The sequence below is a fragment of the Amycolatopsis sp. NPDC051371 genome, from assembly GCF_040682155.1.
GTDB lineage: Bacteria > Actinomycetota > Actinomycetes > Mycobacteriales > Pseudonocardiaceae > Amycolatopsis.
On sequence record NZ_JBFBAG010000045.1, the window covers coordinates 63,553 to 80,397 of the forward strand.

Here is a 16,845-nt window from a genome sequence, read left to right on the forward strand (position 1 = left end):
CGTTCATGACACCCCGGCCCTGACCTACCCGGCTGCGCGCAGCAGCAAATCCCGCATCGAGCCCATGCCGTACTTGTCCACCGTGCTCGACAGCTCCGCGACTTCGCGCAGCAGCGGCCCGATGTCCACCCCCGCCGCACGCGCCTCGGCGTGGATCGCGTTCAGGGTCAGGATTTCGTCGCGGGTGTCGCGGCCGTGGTCGCGGGCCGAAAGGTGCAGGAGCCGGGTGCGGAAATCGGCTCCCGGGAGGTGGGCGGCCCAGCAGAACGACGAGTGGCGGTCGAACACCGCGCGGACGGCGGCTCGCGTCTCGTCGTCTCCGTGCTCGTAGCGGTCGAGCAACGCCCGCAGCGCTTCCTCGGTTTCGGCCCGGACGCCGGCTTCGTCCAGTGGCTCGGAGGTACGCAGTTTCTCCGCCCACGCCGGGTCGGAAAGGTCGACCGGGCGCTTCGCGATCGGTTCCAGGCACAGGTCCAGGAGCGCGACCGTTTCCTCGAGTTCCTCCACAGCTCACCGTAGCCGGTAAGGTCGGGTCCATGTCGAGCCCCGAAGCGTCCAGGGCCGGGCTGTCGGTCTTCCCGGCAGCCCGGTAACTTCCGCTCGCCTCCGGGCCCCCGGGAGACCACGAATCGCCAGCCGACTTCGTGATCCCTGGAGCTTCTCGTGTCTCTGTACTTCCTCGCCCTGGGCGTGTTCGCATGGGCACGTCCGAATTCATGCTCGCCGGGCTCGTCCCCGGTATCGCGCAAACGCTCGACGTCTCCCTCGCGCGGGCCGGCTACCTGACCGCCGCCTTCGCCGCCGGGATGGTCGTGGGCGCGCCACTGATGGCCGCGCTCTCGCGAACCTGGCGACGACGCACTGCGCTGCGCGCCTTCTTGGTCCTCTTCATCGCCGCGCACATCGCCGGTGGGCTGACGACGTCCTTCGCCGTCCTGCTCGCGACGCGGGTGGTCGCGGCCGTCGCCTACGCCGGGTTCCTCGCCGTCGCCCTGACCGCGGCGGCCGGGCTCGTGCCGCCGGACCGCACCGGCCGCGCGCTCGCCGTCCTCCTCGGCGGGACGACGCTGGCGTGCGTCGCCGGCATCCCCGGCGGGGCTCTCCTCGACGCCGCTTTCGGCTGGCGCGCGGCCTTCTGGGTCGTCGCGCTGCTGTGCCTGCCCGCCTTCGCCGCGGTGTCGCGCGTCGCCGACACCCCGGCCGGCGGCGTGACCGACCTGCGGGCCGAACTCCGGGAACTCCGTCACCTGGCCGGTGCGCTCCTGCTCGCCGCGCTCGTGAACGCCGCGACCTTCGGCGTCTTCACCTACCTGGCACCGGTCGCCGCGGGCGTCGCGCCGGTGCCGGTCGTGCTCGCCGCGTTCGGCTTCGGGTGCTTCGCCGGCATCACCGCGGCGGGCCGGCTCGCGGACCGGTGGCCCGGCCACGTCGTCGCGATCGGTGGTTCGCTGCTGCTCACCGGCTGGATCGTGCTGGCCCTGGTCCCCGGGGCGCTCGTCTTCCTCGTCTTCACGCAGGGCGCGTTGTCCTTCGCGGTGGGCGGCACGCTGATCACACGGATCCTGCGCCAGGCCACCGGCGCGCCCACGATGGCGGGGTCGTACGCCACCGCGGCGCTCAACGTCGGCGCGACGGCGGGCCCGGTGCTCGCCGGCGCGATGAACCCGTTCCGGGTGGCCGCGGCCCTGGTCGCGGTGGCCCTGGTCAGCGCCGTCGCCGGACGTAGTGGACGACCAGCAGGACCAGGGCGACCGTCGCGATCGCGCCGGCGGTGATCCGGAACGGGTCGGCCAGTCCGGTGAAGGAGCCCACGGCGTTGACCGCGGCGCTGACGATGAGGACCGCCCAAAGGACCGGGGCGGCTGCGGTGCGGGTGGGTGCGATGTCGTTGTTCATGCCGGGAACACTACGAACGCGGCGCCGCCGGATCGATGCCGTGCGCACCCGGATCCGGGGTGGTGCCTGCGCTACCCCGCGTCCCGGCCGAGGTAGGCCAGCACCGCCAGCACGCGGCGGTGGCCGCCGCCTTCGTCCGACGGCAGGCCGAGCTTCGCGAAGATGTTGCGGATGTGCTTGAGCACCGCGCCGTCGCTGACGACGAGCAGCTCGGCGATCGTGCCGTTGTTGTAGCCCTCGGCCATCAGCGCCAGCACTTCGCGTTCGCGCGCGGTCAACGCGTCGAGCGGGTCCTTCGCGCTGCGGCGGGACATCAGCTGGCCGATGACCTCCGGGTCCATCGCCGTGCCGCCCTTCGCGACCCGCTCGAGCGCGTCGACGAACCGCTCGACCTTGCCGACCCGCTCCTTGAGCAGGTAACCGACCGCGCCGACGCCGTCGGCGAGCAGCTCGACCGCGTAGCTCGTCTCGACGTGGGCGGAGAGCACCAGCACCGGCAATCCCGGGTGGATCTCGCGGGCCCGCACGGCCGCGCGCAGGCCCTCGTCGCGGTGGGTCGGCGGCATCCGGACGTCCATCACGACGGCGTCCGGCCGGTCGCCTTCGACGAACGTCAGGAAGTCCTCGGCGTTGTCGAAGGTGGCGGCGACCTCGATGCCCGCCGTCTTCAGCAGCAGCGCGAGGCCTTCGCGCAGCAACGCGTCGTCCTCGGCGATCACGACCCGCATGGCAGCTCCACTCGCAGCACGGTCGGCCCACCGGGTGGGCTGGTCAGGGTGAGGGTTCCGTCGAAGGCTTCGGCGCGGCGCCGGATCCCGGTGAGCCCGCTGCCGCGCCTCTCGTCGGCGCCGCCGCGGCCGTCGTCGCGGATCTCCAAGCGCAGCAGGCTCCCCGTGCCGCCGAGCGTGATGTCCACTTGGGACGCGTCGGCGTGCTTGGTGACGTTGGCCAGCACCTCGGCGACGACGAAGTACGCGGCGGCCTCGACCGCGGCGGGGCGGCCGGTTTCGTACTCGACGGTGACCGCCGTCGGCACCGGGGTGCGTTCGGCGAGCGCGCGCACCGCCCCGGCGAGACCACGCTCGCTCAGCAGCGGCGGGTAGATGCTGCGCACGACCGTCCGCAGCTCGGCCAGCGCGTCGGTCGCGGTGTCCTGCGCCTTGACCAGCAGGTCGCGCACCGTGGCGGGGTCGCGGTCGTAGAGCTGGCCGGCGATGCCGAGCTGCAGCACGACCGCGGCGATCCGCGCCTGGGTGCCGTCGTGCAGGTCACGCTCGATGCGGCGCAGCTCGGCGCCGTGCGCCTCCAGCGCGGCCGCCCGCGTCGCGGTCAGTTCGGCGACCCGGTCGGCCAGCACGACGCCGGGGGCGGGGCGGAGCAGCTTTTGCGCGGTGCGGGCCTGCCAGCGCGCGGCGCGCGGCAGCAAGAACGTCGCCGCGGCCATCGCGAGGGCGACCAGGAGATCCAGCCCCGCCCGCGGCCACGAGTCCACCATGATGCCGAGGGAGCCTTCGATCCCGCCGGGCACCGCCGGCCAGACGAAGACCGTCACGACCTGCTGAACCGCGCCGAGCGGCAGACCGACCGCGAGGCTGCCGAGGAGCAGGCCGGTCGCGGCGTGGATCGCGAGCCACGCGAGGTCGCGGCGGGTCGCCGGGTCCTTCAGCGGCGAGCCGTCCCGGTACGGCTCCGGGATGGCCTCGCCGAGCCTGCGCGCGGCCCGGCGGCGGTCGACCCCGACCGGCCACCGCGCCAGCTTGATCGCGGGGGCCAGCGACGGGATGCCGACGCCGAACGGGCACAGCAGCAGCACGGCGAAGAGCCCGGCGAGGGCGAAGATCGACAACAGCGACGTGCCGGCGCCGACCACGAGGTAACGAGCCGCCGACCAGCACTCGCGCAGGCGGGTCGTCACGCCGACAGTGTCCCACCCCACCCTGGTGGTGGTGCTGGCGCTACCCCGGATCCACCCCTCCACAGGATCGAAGCCGCGGCCCCGCCGCCCTAGTTTTCCTTACGAGAGAACGAAGGGGATCACTGATGACGACAGCGAATGCGCTGGAACTGGCCGGGGTGCGGAAGGTGTACGGCTCCGGCGACGGCGCCGTCACCGCGCTGGACGGCGTGACGGCGGACGTGCGACGGGGGACGTTCACCGCCGTGATGGGCCCGTCGGGCTCGGGCAAGAGCACCTTCCTGCACTGCGCGGCCGGCCTCGACCGGCCGACCTCGGGGAAGGTGCTGCTCGGCGGCACCGAGATCGGGCGGCTGAAGGAGAACGAGCTGACGCGGCTGCGGCGCACCCGCGTCGGGTTCGTGTTCCAGGCCTACAACCTGATGCCGTCGCTGAACGTGCTGCAGAACATCACGCTCCCGCTGCGGCTGGCCGGCACGAAGCCGGACCCGCAGTGGCTGCGCGAGATCGTCGAAGGCGTCGGGATGGCGAAGCGGCTGGAGCACCGTCCGGCGGAGCTGTCCGGCGGGCAGCAGCAGCGCGTCGCGATCGCCCGGGCGCTCATCGCCCGGCCCGACGTCGTGCTGGCCGACGAGCCGACCGGCGCGCTCGACACCCGCACCGCGCGGCAGGTCCTCGACCTGCTCCGCGCCGTCGTCGACGGCATGGGCCAGACCGTGCTGATGGTGACCCACGACCCGGTCGCCGCCTCGGCCGCGCACGGCGTGCTGTTCCTCGCCGACGGCCGGCTCGCCGGGCACCTCCCGCACCCCACGCCCGAGCGCGTGGCGGAGCGCATGACGCACCTCGGGGAGTGGTGACCTTGCTGTCCCTCGCTTGGCAGACGATCCGGACGCGGCTCGGCGGGTTCGCCGGCGCGTTCATCGCGATCCTGTGCGGTACCGCCCTGGTGGCGGGCTGCGGGGTCCTCATGGAGTCCGGCCTGCGCGCCGGCGTCCCCACCCAGCGTTACGCCGCCGCGGCCGTTGTCGTCGGCGGTGCCCAATCCGTCCGGCCGCCGGGGGCCGACGCCTTGTCGTCTGAGCAGGTCGGCGAGCAGCCGTCGGTCCCGGAGGCCCTGGCCGGCCGGATCGCCTCGGTGCCCGGCGTCCGGGCGGCGGTCGCCGAGCAGAGCTTCCCGGCGCAGGTCGTGACGGCGTCCGGTGAGGTCCTCGGCGGTCCGCAGTCGCTGGGCCACAACTGGGACGCGGCTGTGCTGGCACCGTTCACCCTGCGTGCGGGTGCCGCGCCCGCCGCTCCCGACGACGTCGTGCTGGACGCCGACCTCGCTCAGCAGGCCGGTGTCGGCGTCGGCGGGCAGGTACGGATCACGACCCGGTCGGTGCCGCGGACGTTCCGGGTCAGCGGCGTCGTCAACGCCCTGTCGCGGCAGTCGGCGCTGTTCTTCACGCCGCAGCGGGCCGCGGAGCTGACCGGGCAGCCCGGCCAGGCGCACGCGATCGGCGTCCTGGCCGAGCCCGGGGTGGCAGTGGAGACGCTCGCCGAGCGGATCGGCGCGGTCGCGGGCGGCGCCGAGGTCACCACCGGCGTCGAGCGCAGCACGATCGAGTTCCTCGACGTCAGCCAGACGCGGACGCTCCTGTTGGCCGTCGCCGGCTCGTTCGGCGGCTTCGCCCTGCTGGTGGCCGTGTTCGTGGTGGCGAGCACGCTCGCGCTGACGATCAACCAGCGGCGCCGGGAGTTCGCGTTGCTGCGCGCGGTCGCGGCGACCCCCCGGCAGATCCGCAAGCTCATCGGCACCGAAACGACGTTGGTCGCGCTCGTCGCCGGTGTCCTCGGCGGCGCGCTGGGCCTGGCGGTGGCGGCCGGGCTGCGCGACGCGTTCGCCGCGATCGGGGTGATCCCGGCCGACTTCGGGCTGGCGATCAGCCCGCTGCCGTCGCTCGCCGCGCTGCTGCTCGGCTTGGGCGCGGCCCGGCTGGCGGCGTGGGCGGCGTCGCGGCGGCCGTCGACGATCCGGCCGGTCGAAGCGCTCGGCGAGGCGGCGGTCGAACGCCGTGAGCTGGGCCGCGGCCGCCTGATCACCGGCTGGAGCCTGGTGCTGGTGGGCTTCGGGGGCGCGCTGGTGCCGCTGTTCCTGCGCGGCGAGATCGGGACCGCGGTCTCGACGATGGCGACGCTGGTCATCGTCATCGGGCTGGCCGTGGTCGGCCCGCAGGTGACCGGGCTGGTGACGCGGGTGCTCGCGCCGGTGCTGGGGCGGGTCTGGCGGATCAGCGGGTACCTGGCCGGCGCGAACGCCCAGGCCAACACCCGGCGGCTGGCGGCGGCGGTGACCCCGCTGATGCTGTCGGTCGCGTTCGCCCTGGCGACGTTCTACAGCCAGACGTCTTCGACGGCGGCCGCGGCGGAGGAAACGGCCCGCTCGACGACGGCCGACTACGTGCTGAGCGGCCCGGCCGGCGTCTCCCCGGAGGTCGCCGCGGCTTTGGCCAAGGTGCCGGGAGTCGCGACGGCGACACCGGTCGTGCGGACGTCGGTGATCACGGCGTCGACGGTGGGCGACGGCGTGGAAGTGCAGCGGAAGCCCGCGCAGGGCCTGGCGGGCGATCAAGTGCGCGGTGCCCTGGAGCTGGGTGTCGACACCGGGCGGCTCGCGGACCTGAGCGGTGACACGGTGGCGTTGAGCCGGTCGGAGGCCGACTGGCTGGACAAGAAGATCGGCGACGAGGTGACGTTCTACTTCGGCGACGGCGTCCCGGCGAAGCTGCGCCTGGTGGCGACGTACACGCACGACCTGGCGTTCGGCGACTTCGTCCTGCCGGTGGCACTGGCCCGCGAACACAACGGCGGCCGGCTGGACGACTCGGTGCTGGTCCGGCGCTCGCCGGACGCCGATCCTTTGTCGGTCGCTTCGGCGCTTCGCTCGTTGCCGTACCCGGGGTTGACGGTGGCTTCTCCGGCACCGGCCGCTTCGGAAGGTGGGGAGCGTCAGGCGCAGTTCTACCTGAACCTGGTCGCGGTGGGCGTCATCGTCGGGTACCTGGCGATTTCGGTGGCCAACACGCTGGTCCTGACGACGGCGCAGCGGTCGCGGGAGTTCGCGCTGCTGCGGCTGGTCGGCACGACCCGCCGCCAGGTGACCCGCATGATGCGCCTCGAGGCCCTGGCGACGGTCGGGATCGCGGTGGTCATCGGGACGGTGGTCGCGGTGGTGCCACTGGGTTTGCTGAACGTGGGACTGCGCGGGACCCCGCTGCCGTCGGGCCCGTGGTCCGTCTACTTCGGAATCATCGGCGGCGCGGCGCTGCTGGGGTTGGTGGCGATGGGGCTGTCGACGTGGGTGGCGCTGCGGGCCCGGCCCATCGACGCGATCGGCCTCCGGGAGTAGGGGCGAGCCGGGCTTCGGCTCACCCCCGCCCGGTTTCAGCAGCCCGCGCCGGTGTCTTCGCCGGTGTAGGAGAGGACACGCCAGTCGGTGGTTCCGCCCAGCGGGACCACCGCATCGGCGACGACGCACTTTTCGCCGATCAGGGTTTTGAAGGCGCCGCCGTAGGTCAGGGAGTAGACCTTGATCTTCGTGGCGGACGTGCCACAGTTGCCCCACTGGTAGTCGCGCGCGTCCGGGCCGGAGGTGCCTTGGGTCCACTGGGTGCCGCAGGTGACGGTTGCGGTCTCCGCAGACGCGGTACCGGCGACGACCGGCAGAGCCGCTATGCCGAGCGCGAGAGCGACGGCCGCGGGAATGCGTTTCATGTGCTTGACCCCCTGCTTTTGGAAAACAGTTCGGGGGTCAAGCTAACGGGGAAACTGCGGGAATTTCCCTAGCACCGGTCGACGGTTCAGGGCTCACTGTCCTTGTCGCGATTGAGGACGAGCGCGGCGTCGTCGAGGTACACCATCGCCAGCGCCGCGTGCTCGGCCAGAACGCGAGCGGTCTTGCGCCGGAGGGACAGCTCCTGCGCGACATCACCGGTGACGATCGTGGCCGACGTCGCGACGGCCATGCCGACGACGCCTCCGTGGTGGAGGTGCTCGGCCAGTAGATCGTGGACCCGCTGGCTCGTCTGCTGTGTCGGACCCGGGCGGCGGTAGTGCCCGGTCCGGCGAGACAGGTTCTCGGACTCGCCGACGTAAATCTTCGGCCGGTCCTGACCTGGTGCGCCGGACAAAATGAGCCGGTAGACGCCGGAAGTGCGCGGCAGCACCGGGAACAGGAGCCGTCCGGTCTCGTCGAGCGTCACGGCGGCGGGCAGTTGCCAGCGCATGCGCACCCGCACGTCGAGTTCTGCCGGGTCGAACTCGGCGGGCGGCACGGGCGCGGTTTCGCCCTTTGCCGGTCGCCGGCCACGTGCGAGGTAGCTGCCACCCACCTTGCCGCGCGCGAACCGGACGCGCCGGCCGTCGAAGCTCACCATCTCGACGTGCCAGTCCGCCTGTCGCCACGCTTCGGCCTGGGTCAGGCTGCTGTTGGCCCACCATTGCCGGGAGCCGTAGGCCGAGGCGGGGAGTCCGTGCACCAACTCCGCGATTTCCGCGAAGGTGAGTTCCACCGAGGAACCGTCGCGCGCGGCGAGGTGCTGCCGCAGGGGTTCGTACTTGCCGCTCACGGTTGCTCAGTCGCGATGGTGGACTCAGCCGTTTCACGTGGCCGCGGCAGGAACGAGCCGCGGCGCTGGTGACCGGGAAAGCCTGCCGTACTCCCGAAACTTTCCGAAAGTTATTGCCCCACCACCAACCCCGATCACATGCTTTCCCCATCCTGGCCAGCCTCGACGAGGAGGAAGCATGCTCACCAAGAACCGCTTCAGGGTGTTCGTGACCGGGGCCGCAGTCGCGCTGGTCGCGACGCTCGTGCCCGGCGTCGCCCGGGCCGATACCGTCATCAGCACCAGTCAGACCGGGAACAACGGTGGGTACTACTACTCCTTCTGGACCGACGGTGGTGGCTCGGTGCAGATGACGCTCGGCTCCGGCGGGAACTACCGGATGAACTGGAGCAACGTCGGGAACTTCGTCGGGGGCAAGGGGTGGAGCAACGGGAGCCGGCGGACCGTGCACTACTCCGGCAGCTTCAACCCCTCCGGTAACGGCTACCTCGCCCTCTACGGCTGGACGTCCAACCCGCTCGTCGAGTACTACATCGTCGACAACTGGGGCACCTACCGGCCGACCGGGACCTACAAGGGCACCGTCACCAGCGACGGCGGCACCTACGACATCTACCAGACCACGCGGTACAACGCGCCGTCCGTCGAGGGGACCAAGACCTTCAACCAGTACTGGTCCGTGCGGCAGCAGAAGAAGACCGGCGGCACCATCACCACCGCCAACCACTTCGACGCCTGGGCGCGCTACGGCATGCGGCTCGGGAGCTTCAACTACTACATGATCCTCGCCACCGAGGGCTACCAGAGCAGCGGCAACTCCAACCTGACGGTGAGCTGACCATGCGTCCTTGGATCCTGGCGGCCGCGTTGGCCGTGACGACTGCGGTGGCCGTGACCCCGGCGCACGCCGCCGCCTGTGGCGGGTACGTCGGCCTCACCTTCGACGACGGACCGTCGAACGCGCACACGCCCGCGCTGCTGAACGCGTTGCGGCAGAACGGGTTGCGGGCGACGATGTTCAACGAGGGCCAGTACGCCGCCGCCTACCCGGCGCAGGTGCGGGCTCAGGTGAGCGCGGGCATGTGGGTCGGGAACCACAGCTACACCCACCCGCACCTCACGCAGCAGAGCCAGTCCCAAATGGACTCCGAGATTTCCCGGACACAGCAGGCGATCGCGGCGGCCGGCGGTGGCACGCCGAGACTGTTCCGCCCGCCGTACGGGGAAACGAACGGGACGCTGCAGGCCGTCGAAGCGAAGTACGGTCTCCGGCAGATCATCTGGGACGTCGATTCGCAGGACTGGAACGGCGCGAGCGTGGACGCGATCGTCCAGGCCAACGGCCGCCTCGGCAACGGCCAGGTCATCCTGATGCACGAGTGGCCGGGCAACACCCTGGCCGCGATCCCGCGGATCGCGCAGACCCTGGCGAGCCGCGGGCTGTGCGCGGGGATGATCTCGCCGCAGACCGGCCGGGCGGTCGCCCCCGGCTAGTTCGCGTACCACTCCACGTGGACGGCGTCCGGCGAAAGCGTGCTCAGCTCGACGCAGATCGTGTGGGTCACGACGATCCCGGTGCTCCGGCAGAAGCGCGGAGCACCGGTGATCGGACCCGCCGGCGCCGGGGAATAGCCGTGCGACGTGAGGTGGTCGCGCCACGCCTGCGGAGCCCGGTCGCCGGTGGATCCCAGGGTGCGCCAGCACCCACCCGAGGCGCACTCCTGCTGTTGCGCGATCGGCAGGCCCGCGGGCCCGGGCAGGACCCCTTCGTCGCCGGGCGCGGCCTCCAGTCCCGCGAACCACGCCCCGCCGGTGACGACGAACCCGGCGATGACCAGCAGGAACAGCCGGACGAACCCGCGCCGGGCGCCGATCGCGCAGATCACCGCCGCGAGCGCCGTGTGCAGCCAGTACAGCTCGATCGGGGCCGGCACCCACGGCCCGGCGAGGCCCAGCGCGTTCGGCAGCACGAACCACGCGAGCAGCGCCAGCAGCACCAGCCCGACGACCACCCCGCTGCGGGGCGAGGGCGCCAGCCAGGTCCAGAACAGGATCGGGAGCAGGCCGAACAGCCCGGCGAACGGGCTCGCCGAGAAGCACGTCACGGCCACCGCCGCGACCACGAGCGCGACGCGCCACCAGTGGGTCTTCACCCGCTCGGAGATCAGCACCTCGTCATTCTCCCGGCGGGCGCGGGCCGGGATACGGCAGACTGCCGATCATGGGTGAGCCGCGGACGATCAAGGTGATGGTGGTGGACGACCAGCAGGTCGTGCGCGAAGGCCTGGTCGCCCTGATGGGACTCCTCGAGGACGTCGACGTCGTCGGCTCGGCGGCCGACGGCGCCAAGGCGCTCGAACTGGCCGAAGAACTCGGCCACCTCGACGTCGTGCTGATGGACCTCAACATGCCCGTCCTGAGCGGGGTGGAGGCGACCCGGCGCCTCACGCGGGAGCACCCGGGCGTCGCCGTCCTCGTCCTCACGACGTACTCGGACGACGAGTCGATCGCCGGGGCGCTCGCCGCGGGGGCGAAGGGCTACCTGACGAAGGACGCCGGCCGGCACGAGATCGGCGCCGCGCTGCGGGCCGTCATCGCCGGGCAGCTGACCTTCGGGGCGGACGTCTCGCGGCAGGTCGCCGGGGCATTGTCCGGGGCCGTGAAACCCATACCGCGCAAGGAAAGCCTGCCGGACGGGCTCACCGCGCGCGAGGCCGAGGTGCTCGGGTGGATCGCCGCCGGGCTGAGCAACGGCGAGATCGCGGCCGAGCTGGTCATCGGCGAGACGACGGTGAAGACGCACATCAACAACGCGTTCGCCAAGATCGGCGTGGTCAACCGCGTCGAGGCGCTGCGCTACGCCGAGCGGCACGGGCTGGAACGCCGGCGGTGACCACGGCGCTGCCCCCCCTCGGCAGCGCCGCGCACACCCCGTCAGTCCCGCTTCCGGCGCTTGTCCAGCCGGTCGCGCACCATCGGCTCCACGAACCGCTTCGCCTGGTCGTACCGGCCCGCCTTCTTCAGCGCGATCGCGAGTACGCCGACCAGCAGCACCAGCAGCAGGACGCCGCCGCCGATGATGGCGAACCGGAGCAGCATGAACTGGACGACTTCACCCATGACCGATTTCCTCCCTGTGTTCCGACGGGGAGAACGCTAGGGCGCGACCCGGGTGGAGCAGGACCTCCGCCGGGTGGAGATCCGGGTGGAGATCACCGTAGATCCACTGTGGACAGACAAGGTGTCGGTTAACTCGGCGTAAGACTGTGCCTTAACTCGGACATTTCACCACGTCGGCGGCCGTCGGTCGGCTGCCGTTCGGTCTGCGTTCACCCCGCTCGCCCGCCGCCGTAATTTGCGGTGCCTAAGTTTCTCGCTCGAGCCGAGGAACGAAAGTAAGGGACCCATGGACGCACCCCTGGCAGTGAGAGCGCGCGGGATCACCAAGTGCTTCGGTGACGTCGTCGCCCTCGACGGCATCGACTTCGACGTGGCGCCGGGGCAGATCCACGGCCTGGTCGGCCCGAACGGCGCGGGCAAGACGACGCTGCTCGGCCTGCTGCTGAGCCTGGCCGTCGCCGACGAGGGCCGGCTCGAAATCCTCGGCACGCCGGTCGGCAAGACCCTCGGCGGCGTCGCCGGGTTCGTCGACGGCCCCGGCCTCTACCCCTCGCTCACCGCCCGGCAGAACCTCGCCGCGCTGGCCGCCCTCCGCGGCGGTGACCGGCGGACCGCGAAGATCGACGACGTCCTCGGCGAGGTCGGGCTCACCGATGTCGCCGACGACCGCGTACGCGGCTTCTCCCTCGGCATGCGCCAGCGGCTCGGCCTGGCCGCGGCCCTGCTCACCGAGCCGCGCCTGCTGGTGCTCGACGAACCGGCCAACGGCCTGGACCCGGCCGGCAAGAAGCACGTGCACGGCGTCCTGGACCGGCTCGCCGCCGACGGCACGACCGTGGTGCTGTCCAGCCACCGGATGGACGACCTCGAGGCGTTGTGTTCCGAGGTCACCATCCTGTCGACCGGCCGGGTCGTCTTCACCGGGCCGCTGGCCAAGCTCTCGGCCGAGAACGGCGAACTCGGTTACCGGCTGCGGACTTCCGACCCGCGGGCCGCGCGACCCCTGGTCGCCGGCGCGCCGGGAATCCGCCTCACCGCGGGGGACGCCGACGCGTTCGTGGTCCACGCGCTGGTGCCCGCGCTCGACGAACTGGTGCTGCGGCTGGCGAAGGAGGGCATCGCGGTGCGCGAGCTCGCGCCGGTCATGTCGCCGCTGGAAGCCGCTTTCCTCACCCTCACCGAAGCCCTCACCGAACAGCCGGAGGCTGCCCGATGACCGCCGTCGCAGAGGCTGCCCGGCCCGTTCCCGTGACCCGCGGCTACCGCTTCGAACTCGTCAAGCTGTTCGCCGCCTGGCGCATCCGCCTGCTGGTGCTGGCCTGCTGGCTCGCGCCGGCGTTGTTCGTCGCCGTGGTGAGCGAGCAGAGTTCGCTGCCCGTCGACACGCTGTTCGGCCGGTGGATGAACGCCACCGGCTGGGCCGGGCCGCTGGTGATGCTCGGGTTCGCGGGCACGTACGCGCTTCCGCTGCTGACGTCCGTCGTCGCCGGGGACGTCTTCGCCTCCGAAGACCGGCTCGGGACCTGGCGTCACCTGCTCGTCGCGGTCCGGTCCACCCGGCGGATCTTCGTCGCGAAAGCGCTTGCCAGCCTCACCGTGATCTTCGTCCTGGTGGCCGGGATGGCCGTTTCCAGTGCGGTGGGCGGGGTCCTGGCCGCCGGGAACCGGCCGCTGGTCGGACTGGACGGCGACCTGCTGACGCCCGGCGACGCCGCGGTGCGGGTGCTGCTCGCGTGGGTCTGCGTGCTCGCCCCGACGCTGGCCCTCGGCGCGATCGGGCTGCTCGGCTCGGTCGTCTGGGGCCGCTCGCCGATGGGCCTGCTGCTGCCCGCCGTCGTCGCGCTCGTGATGGCGCTCGCCCAGCTGCTGCCGCTGCCCGTCGCCGTGCGCCTCGCCCTGCCCAGCTACGCCTTCATCGCGTGGAACGGCCTGTTCACGGACCCGGCCCAGCTCGGCCCGCTGCTGATCGCGGTCGGCGTCAGCCTGGCGTGGGCCGTCCTCGCGACCGCGCTCGCTTACCTGCTCTTCGTGCGCCGCGACTTCACCAACCCGGCCCACGACGGCTCGGGTCGTCGCGCCCTCGTCGTCGGTGTCGTGCCGCTGGCCGCGCTGCTCGCCGTCACGGCCGGGATCGTTGCCGTCGCCACGCCGGCCACCGGGTCCGGGATCGACCTGGACAAGGTCCAGCGGTCGGTCGCCACCGCCTTCGCCCACCTCTACCGCCTGCAGGCCGGGCAGCTCAACCGGCCCGACGTCACCGAGGCGCAGCTCGCGGCCACGGCCGCGTGCACCAAGGGCGACGGCCTGGTCGAGCCCGACGGCCCCGGCAACGACTGGCGGTGCGTCGTCTCCTGGCACCTGCCGGGCATCGAGGCGACGGGCTCGGCGATCTACCAGCTGGACATCACCTCGGACGGGCGGTACGTCGCCGACGGCGACGGACCGAAGGAAGTGAACGGCTACTTCCAGGTGCGGACCCCCGCGGGGGACCAACCCAACCCGCTCTGGCAGTTCGACGGGAACGTCGAGCTGCTCACCACCACGAAGGGATAACCCCGATGCAGGTAACACGCCGCAGACGGCGTGCCGGGAAAAGCCGGCGCAGCAGCCATCGGCTGCGCTACGCGACGGCCGGCTCCGCCACGCTCGTGCTCGTCGCCACCGGCACCGGCGTCGGTGTCGCGTCGACGCAGCAGTTCGGCGAGCAGCACGTCGGCCAGGTCACCGAGAACGGCCAGGTCGTCTCCGCCGACCAGTACATCAAGCCGATCGGTGACCGGCTGGTCGTGAACAACGGCAAGATCATGGCGTCCGCGGTCAGCCCCGACGGCGCCCACCTCGCCGCGCTGACCACCGACGGCGGGATCGCGCTGACCATCGTCGACCTGAAGAACTGGAAGGTGCAGCAGCTCGTCGGCAACTCCGCGACGGCGAACCTGCGCATCGCCGGCAACGACGTCGGTCAGGAAGGACCGACGTACTCCCCGGACGGCAAGAGCCTGTGGCTGGCGCAGACCGACGGCTACACCAAGTTCACGGTGAACCCGGACGGCACGGTCGCCGCGCCGGCGTCGGTCAAGATCCCGGCGGACGGCGCCAAGCACGCGCTGGTCGCCCAGGCCGTGTTCTCACCCGACGGCACGACCGTGTACTCGGCGGTCAACGGCCAGAACCGCGTCGTCGCCCTCGACGCGGCCACCGGCGCGATCAAGCAGAGCTGGGCCGTCGGCAACGCGCCGCGTGACCTGGTCCGCGTCGGCAACCGGCTGTACGTCAGCAACGAAGGCGGCCGCCCGGCCAAGCCCGGCGAGCCGACGCTGAACTCGTACAACACCCAGGTGCCGGCGAGCCCGGTCACCGGCGCCACGACCAGCGGCACGGTCAGCGTCATCGACCTGGCGAACACGGCCGCGCCGAAGAGCATCGACGTCGGCCTGCACCCGACCGCGGTGTACTCCAAGAACGGTGCGGTGTTCGTCACGAACACCGCGAGCAACACCGTTTCCGTCATCGACACCGGCCGCGACAAGGTCGTCCAGACCATCGCGACCCAGCCGTGGCCCCAGGCCTCGGTCGGGTACGAGCCGGATGGGGTGACCCTCACCGACGACGGCCACCTGCTGGTTACCCTCGGCCGCGCGAACGCGGTCGCCGTCTACCGCTACCAGCGGGCGCAGGAGCCGGTGAGCTACGTCGGCCTGCTGCCGACGGACTACTTCCCGACGGCGATCACCACCGTCGGCAAGGACGTCGTGGTCTCCAACACCCGCGGCATCGACGCCCTCCGCCCGACGACGGCGGCCGGGCACGGTACGCACGACACGACGTCGAGCGTCCAGAAGTTCCGGCTGCCGGACGACCGCGCGATCCGCGGCTACACCGGCCAGGTCTTCAAGCAGAACGGCTGGACGGACGACTCGGTGCAGGTGGCGCACGACAACGGCCACCGCAGCCCGGTCCCGGTGCCGGCGCGGCTGGGTGACCCGTCGACGATCAAGCACGTCTTCCTGCTGGTCAAGGAGAACCGCACCTACGACCAGCTTTTCGGCGACGACGCGCGCGGCAACGGCGACCCGGCCGTGACGCAGTTCGGCGAGAACGTGACGCCGAACCAGCACGCGCTGGAGCGGCAGTTCGGGTTGTACGACAACACCTACGACATCGGCACGAACTCCGCCGAGGGGCACAACTGGCTGATGCAGGCCGACAACCCGGAGTACACCGAGTCGTCGGCGGGGGAGTACCTGCGCAGCTACGACACCGAGGACGACGCCCTCGGCCACCAGAGCTCCGGGTTCCTGTGGACCGGCGCGCAGGCGGCCGGCAAGTCGGTGCGCGACTTCGGCGAGTTCCAGCAGTTCCTGACCAAGCCCGCCGCGGCGAGCTGGCAGAACCTGTACTGCGACGCCAAGAACATGGCGGCGACCGGCGAGCCTTCGGCGTATCCGCTCGTGTCGTCGTCGCCGATCCCGTCGCTGAACGACGTGTCGGTGCCGGGCTTCCCGAAGTTCGACACCTCGGTGCCGGACCAGTACCGTTACCAGATCTGGAAGGACGACTTCGAGAAGCACGGGCCGGCCAACCTCAACATGTTCTGGCTGTCGAGCGACCACACCGGCGGCCCGCCGAACGCGGCCGCCCAGGTCGCCGACAACGACCTCGCCGTCGGCAAGATCGTCGACGAGATCTCGCACAGCCAGTACTGGAAGGACTCGGCGATCTTCGTCGTCGAGGACGACTCCCAGGCCGGGCTCGACCACGTCGACGGCCACCGGGCACCGGTGCAGATCATCAGCCCGTACGCCCAGCACGGCGTCGTCGACAGCCACTACTACTCGCAGATCACGATGATCCGGACGATCGAGCAGATCCTCGGGGTCAAGCCGATGAACCAGAAGGACAGCGCGGCGACGCCGATGAGTGCGGCCTTCACGAAGAAGCCGGACTACACGCCGTTCACCGCGGTGCCCAACCGCACGTCGCTGACGGGCGGCCTGGCGACCCAGCCGTCCTGCGGCCCGGACACCCCGGCGCCGCCCAATCCGGCCGCGGCCCCGGTGCCGTCGTCGGCGGTGCCGGCGGACAAGCGGCAGGTCGCGGCGCAGTGGCAGGAGTGGACGACGCACCAGCGTCTCACCGGCCCGAACGCCGTCGCCGACTACGCCAATCCCGCGCAGATGAACCACTTCACGTGGTACCAGACGCACGGCTGGCAGCAGCCCTACCCGGGTGAGAACCAGGTGTTCGCGCCCGACCAGGTGCCGGGCGCGTACATCCCCTCGGCCGAGTCGGACGGCTAAGAAG

At 71.7% G+C, this 16,845-nt stretch carries 17 protein-coding genes; 9 read left to right on the forward strand and 8 right to left on the reverse strand.

What is annotated here, in order from left to right; translation table 11 throughout:
• Window positions 1-24: 24 nt before the first annotated feature.
• Window positions 25-507: a hypothetical protein gene (locus AB0M59_RS40920; RefSeq protein ID WP_364626640.1), complete on the reverse strand. Its 483-nt coding sequence runs from the start codon at window positions 505-507 to the stop codon at window positions 25-27.
• A gap of 191 nt (window positions 508-698) precedes the next feature.
• Between AB0M59_RS40920 and AB0M59_RS40925 the strand changes: the two genes are divergently transcribed.
• Window positions 699-1,775 (forward strand): MFS transporter, encoded by a 1,077-nt coding sequence (locus AB0M59_RS40925; protein WP_364626642.1) that lies wholly within the window; start codon window positions 699-701, stop codon window positions 1,773-1,775.
• On the opposite strand, the gene AB0M59_RS40930 is transcribed toward AB0M59_RS40925, so the two are convergent.
• From AB0M59_RS40930 to AB0M59_RS40940, 3 genes are all read right to left on the reverse strand, one after another.
• A complete protein-coding gene (locus tag AB0M59_RS40930; RefSeq protein ID WP_364626645.1) occupies window positions 1,705-1,896 on the reverse strand; it encodes a hypothetical protein in 192 nt (63 codons plus the stop codon). The two genes, AB0M59_RS40925 and AB0M59_RS40930, sit on opposite strands and share 71 nt — an antisense overlap.
• Before the next feature lie 71 nt (window positions 1,897-1,967).
• On the reverse strand, window positions 1,968-2,624 hold the full coding sequence (locus tag AB0M59_RS40935; protein ID WP_364626648.1) for a response regulator transcription factor: 657 nt from the start codon (window positions 2,622-2,624) through the stop codon (window positions 1,968-1,970).
• Complete coding sequence (locus tag AB0M59_RS40940) at window positions 2,612-3,811, reverse strand: sensor histidine kinase (protein ID WP_364626651.1); 1,200 nt, start codon at window positions 3,809-3,811, stop codon at window positions 2,612-2,614. Before AB0M59_RS40940 ends, AB0M59_RS40935 begins: the two co-directional genes overlap by 13 nt.
• 125 nt (window positions 3,812-3,936) lie before the next feature.
• On the opposite strand from AB0M59_RS40940, the gene AB0M59_RS40945 reads away from it, so the two are divergent.
• Together AB0M59_RS40945 and AB0M59_RS40950 are read left to right on the forward strand one after the other, a co-directional pair.
• Window positions 3,937-4,671, forward strand: coding sequence for an ABC transporter ATP-binding protein (locus AB0M59_RS40945; protein ID WP_364626654.1), 735 nt, complete (start codon window positions 3,937-3,939; stop codon window positions 4,669-4,671).
• Entirely contained in the window at window positions 4,665-7,202 is a 2,538-nt protein-coding gene (locus tag AB0M59_RS40950; protein ID WP_364626657.1) for an ABC transporter permease, read from the forward strand. The genes AB0M59_RS40945 and AB0M59_RS40950 overlap by 7 nt, the downstream gene beginning before the upstream one ends.
• 35 nt (window positions 7,203-7,237) lie before the next feature.
• On the opposite strand, the gene AB0M59_RS40955 is transcribed toward AB0M59_RS40950, so the two are convergent.
• A complete protein-coding gene (locus tag AB0M59_RS40955) occupies window positions 7,238-7,567 on the reverse strand; it encodes a hypothetical protein (RefSeq protein WP_364626660.1) in 330 nt (109 codons plus the stop codon).
• A gap of 86 nt (window positions 7,568-7,653) precedes the next feature.
• On the reverse strand, window positions 7,654-8,421 hold the full coding sequence (locus tag AB0M59_RS40960; protein WP_364626663.1) for a hypothetical protein: 768 nt from the start codon (window positions 8,419-8,421) through the stop codon (window positions 7,654-7,656).
• 178 nt (window positions 8,422-8,599) lie between these two features.
• On the opposite strand from AB0M59_RS40960, the gene AB0M59_RS40965 reads away from it, so the two are divergent.
• Both AB0M59_RS40965 and AB0M59_RS40970 read left to right on the forward strand, forming a co-directional pair.
• Complete coding sequence (locus AB0M59_RS40965) at window positions 8,600-9,259, forward strand: glycoside hydrolase family 11 protein (protein WP_364626666.1); 660 nt, start codon at window positions 8,600-8,602, stop codon at window positions 9,257-9,259.
• Between the two features lie 2 nt (window positions 9,260-9,261).
• Window positions 9,262-9,915: a polysaccharide deacetylase family protein gene (locus AB0M59_RS40970; RefSeq protein ID WP_364626669.1), complete on the forward strand. Its 654-nt coding sequence runs from the start codon at window positions 9,262-9,264 to the stop codon at window positions 9,913-9,915.
• Here AB0M59_RS40970 and AB0M59_RS40975 read toward each other — a convergent pair.
• Window positions 9,912-10,592 carry a hypothetical protein gene (locus AB0M59_RS40975; RefSeq protein ID WP_364626672.1) on the reverse strand — a complete coding sequence of 227 codons (681 nt, stop codon included), beginning with the start codon at window positions 10,590-10,592 and terminating at the stop codon, window positions 9,912-9,914. The genes AB0M59_RS40970 and AB0M59_RS40975 overlap by 4 nt on opposite strands.
• Window positions 10,593-10,642: 50 nt before the next feature.
• Between AB0M59_RS40975 and AB0M59_RS40980 the strand changes: the two genes are divergently transcribed.
• Entirely contained in the window at window positions 10,643-11,314 is a 672-nt protein-coding gene (locus AB0M59_RS40980; RefSeq protein WP_364626674.1) for a response regulator transcription factor, read from the forward strand.
• A gap of 41 nt (window positions 11,315-11,355) precedes the next feature.
• Here the strand turns inward: AB0M59_RS40980 and AB0M59_RS40985 are convergent, their stop codons facing one another.
• On the reverse strand, window positions 11,356-11,541 hold the full coding sequence (locus AB0M59_RS40985; RefSeq protein WP_364626677.1) for a hypothetical protein: 186 nt from the start codon (window positions 11,539-11,541) through the stop codon (window positions 11,356-11,358).
• Between the two features lie 286 nt (window positions 11,542-11,827).
• Here AB0M59_RS40985 and AB0M59_RS40990 point away from each other — a divergent pair, with 286 nt between their 5' ends.
• The 3 genes from AB0M59_RS40990 to AB0M59_RS41000 are packed head-to-tail and all read left to right on the forward strand — an operon-like array spanning window position 11,828 to window position 16,841.
• Window positions 11,828-12,757: an ABC transporter ATP-binding protein gene (locus tag AB0M59_RS40990; protein WP_364626680.1), complete on the forward strand. Its 930-nt coding sequence runs from the start codon at window positions 11,828-11,830 to the stop codon at window positions 12,755-12,757.
• Window positions 12,754-14,094 carry an ABC transporter permease gene (locus tag AB0M59_RS40995; RefSeq protein ID WP_364626683.1) on the forward strand — a complete coding sequence of 447 codons (1,341 nt, stop codon included), beginning with the start codon at window positions 12,754-12,756 and terminating at the stop codon, window positions 14,092-14,094. The genes AB0M59_RS40990 and AB0M59_RS40995 overlap by 4 nt, the downstream gene beginning before the upstream one ends.
• Window positions 14,095-14,099: 5 nt before the next feature.
• Window positions 14,100-16,841: an alkaline phosphatase family protein gene (locus tag AB0M59_RS41000; RefSeq protein WP_364626685.1), complete on the forward strand. Its 2,742-nt coding sequence runs from the start codon at window positions 14,100-14,102 to the stop codon at window positions 16,839-16,841.
• Window positions 16,842-16,845: the final 4 nt, after the last annotated feature.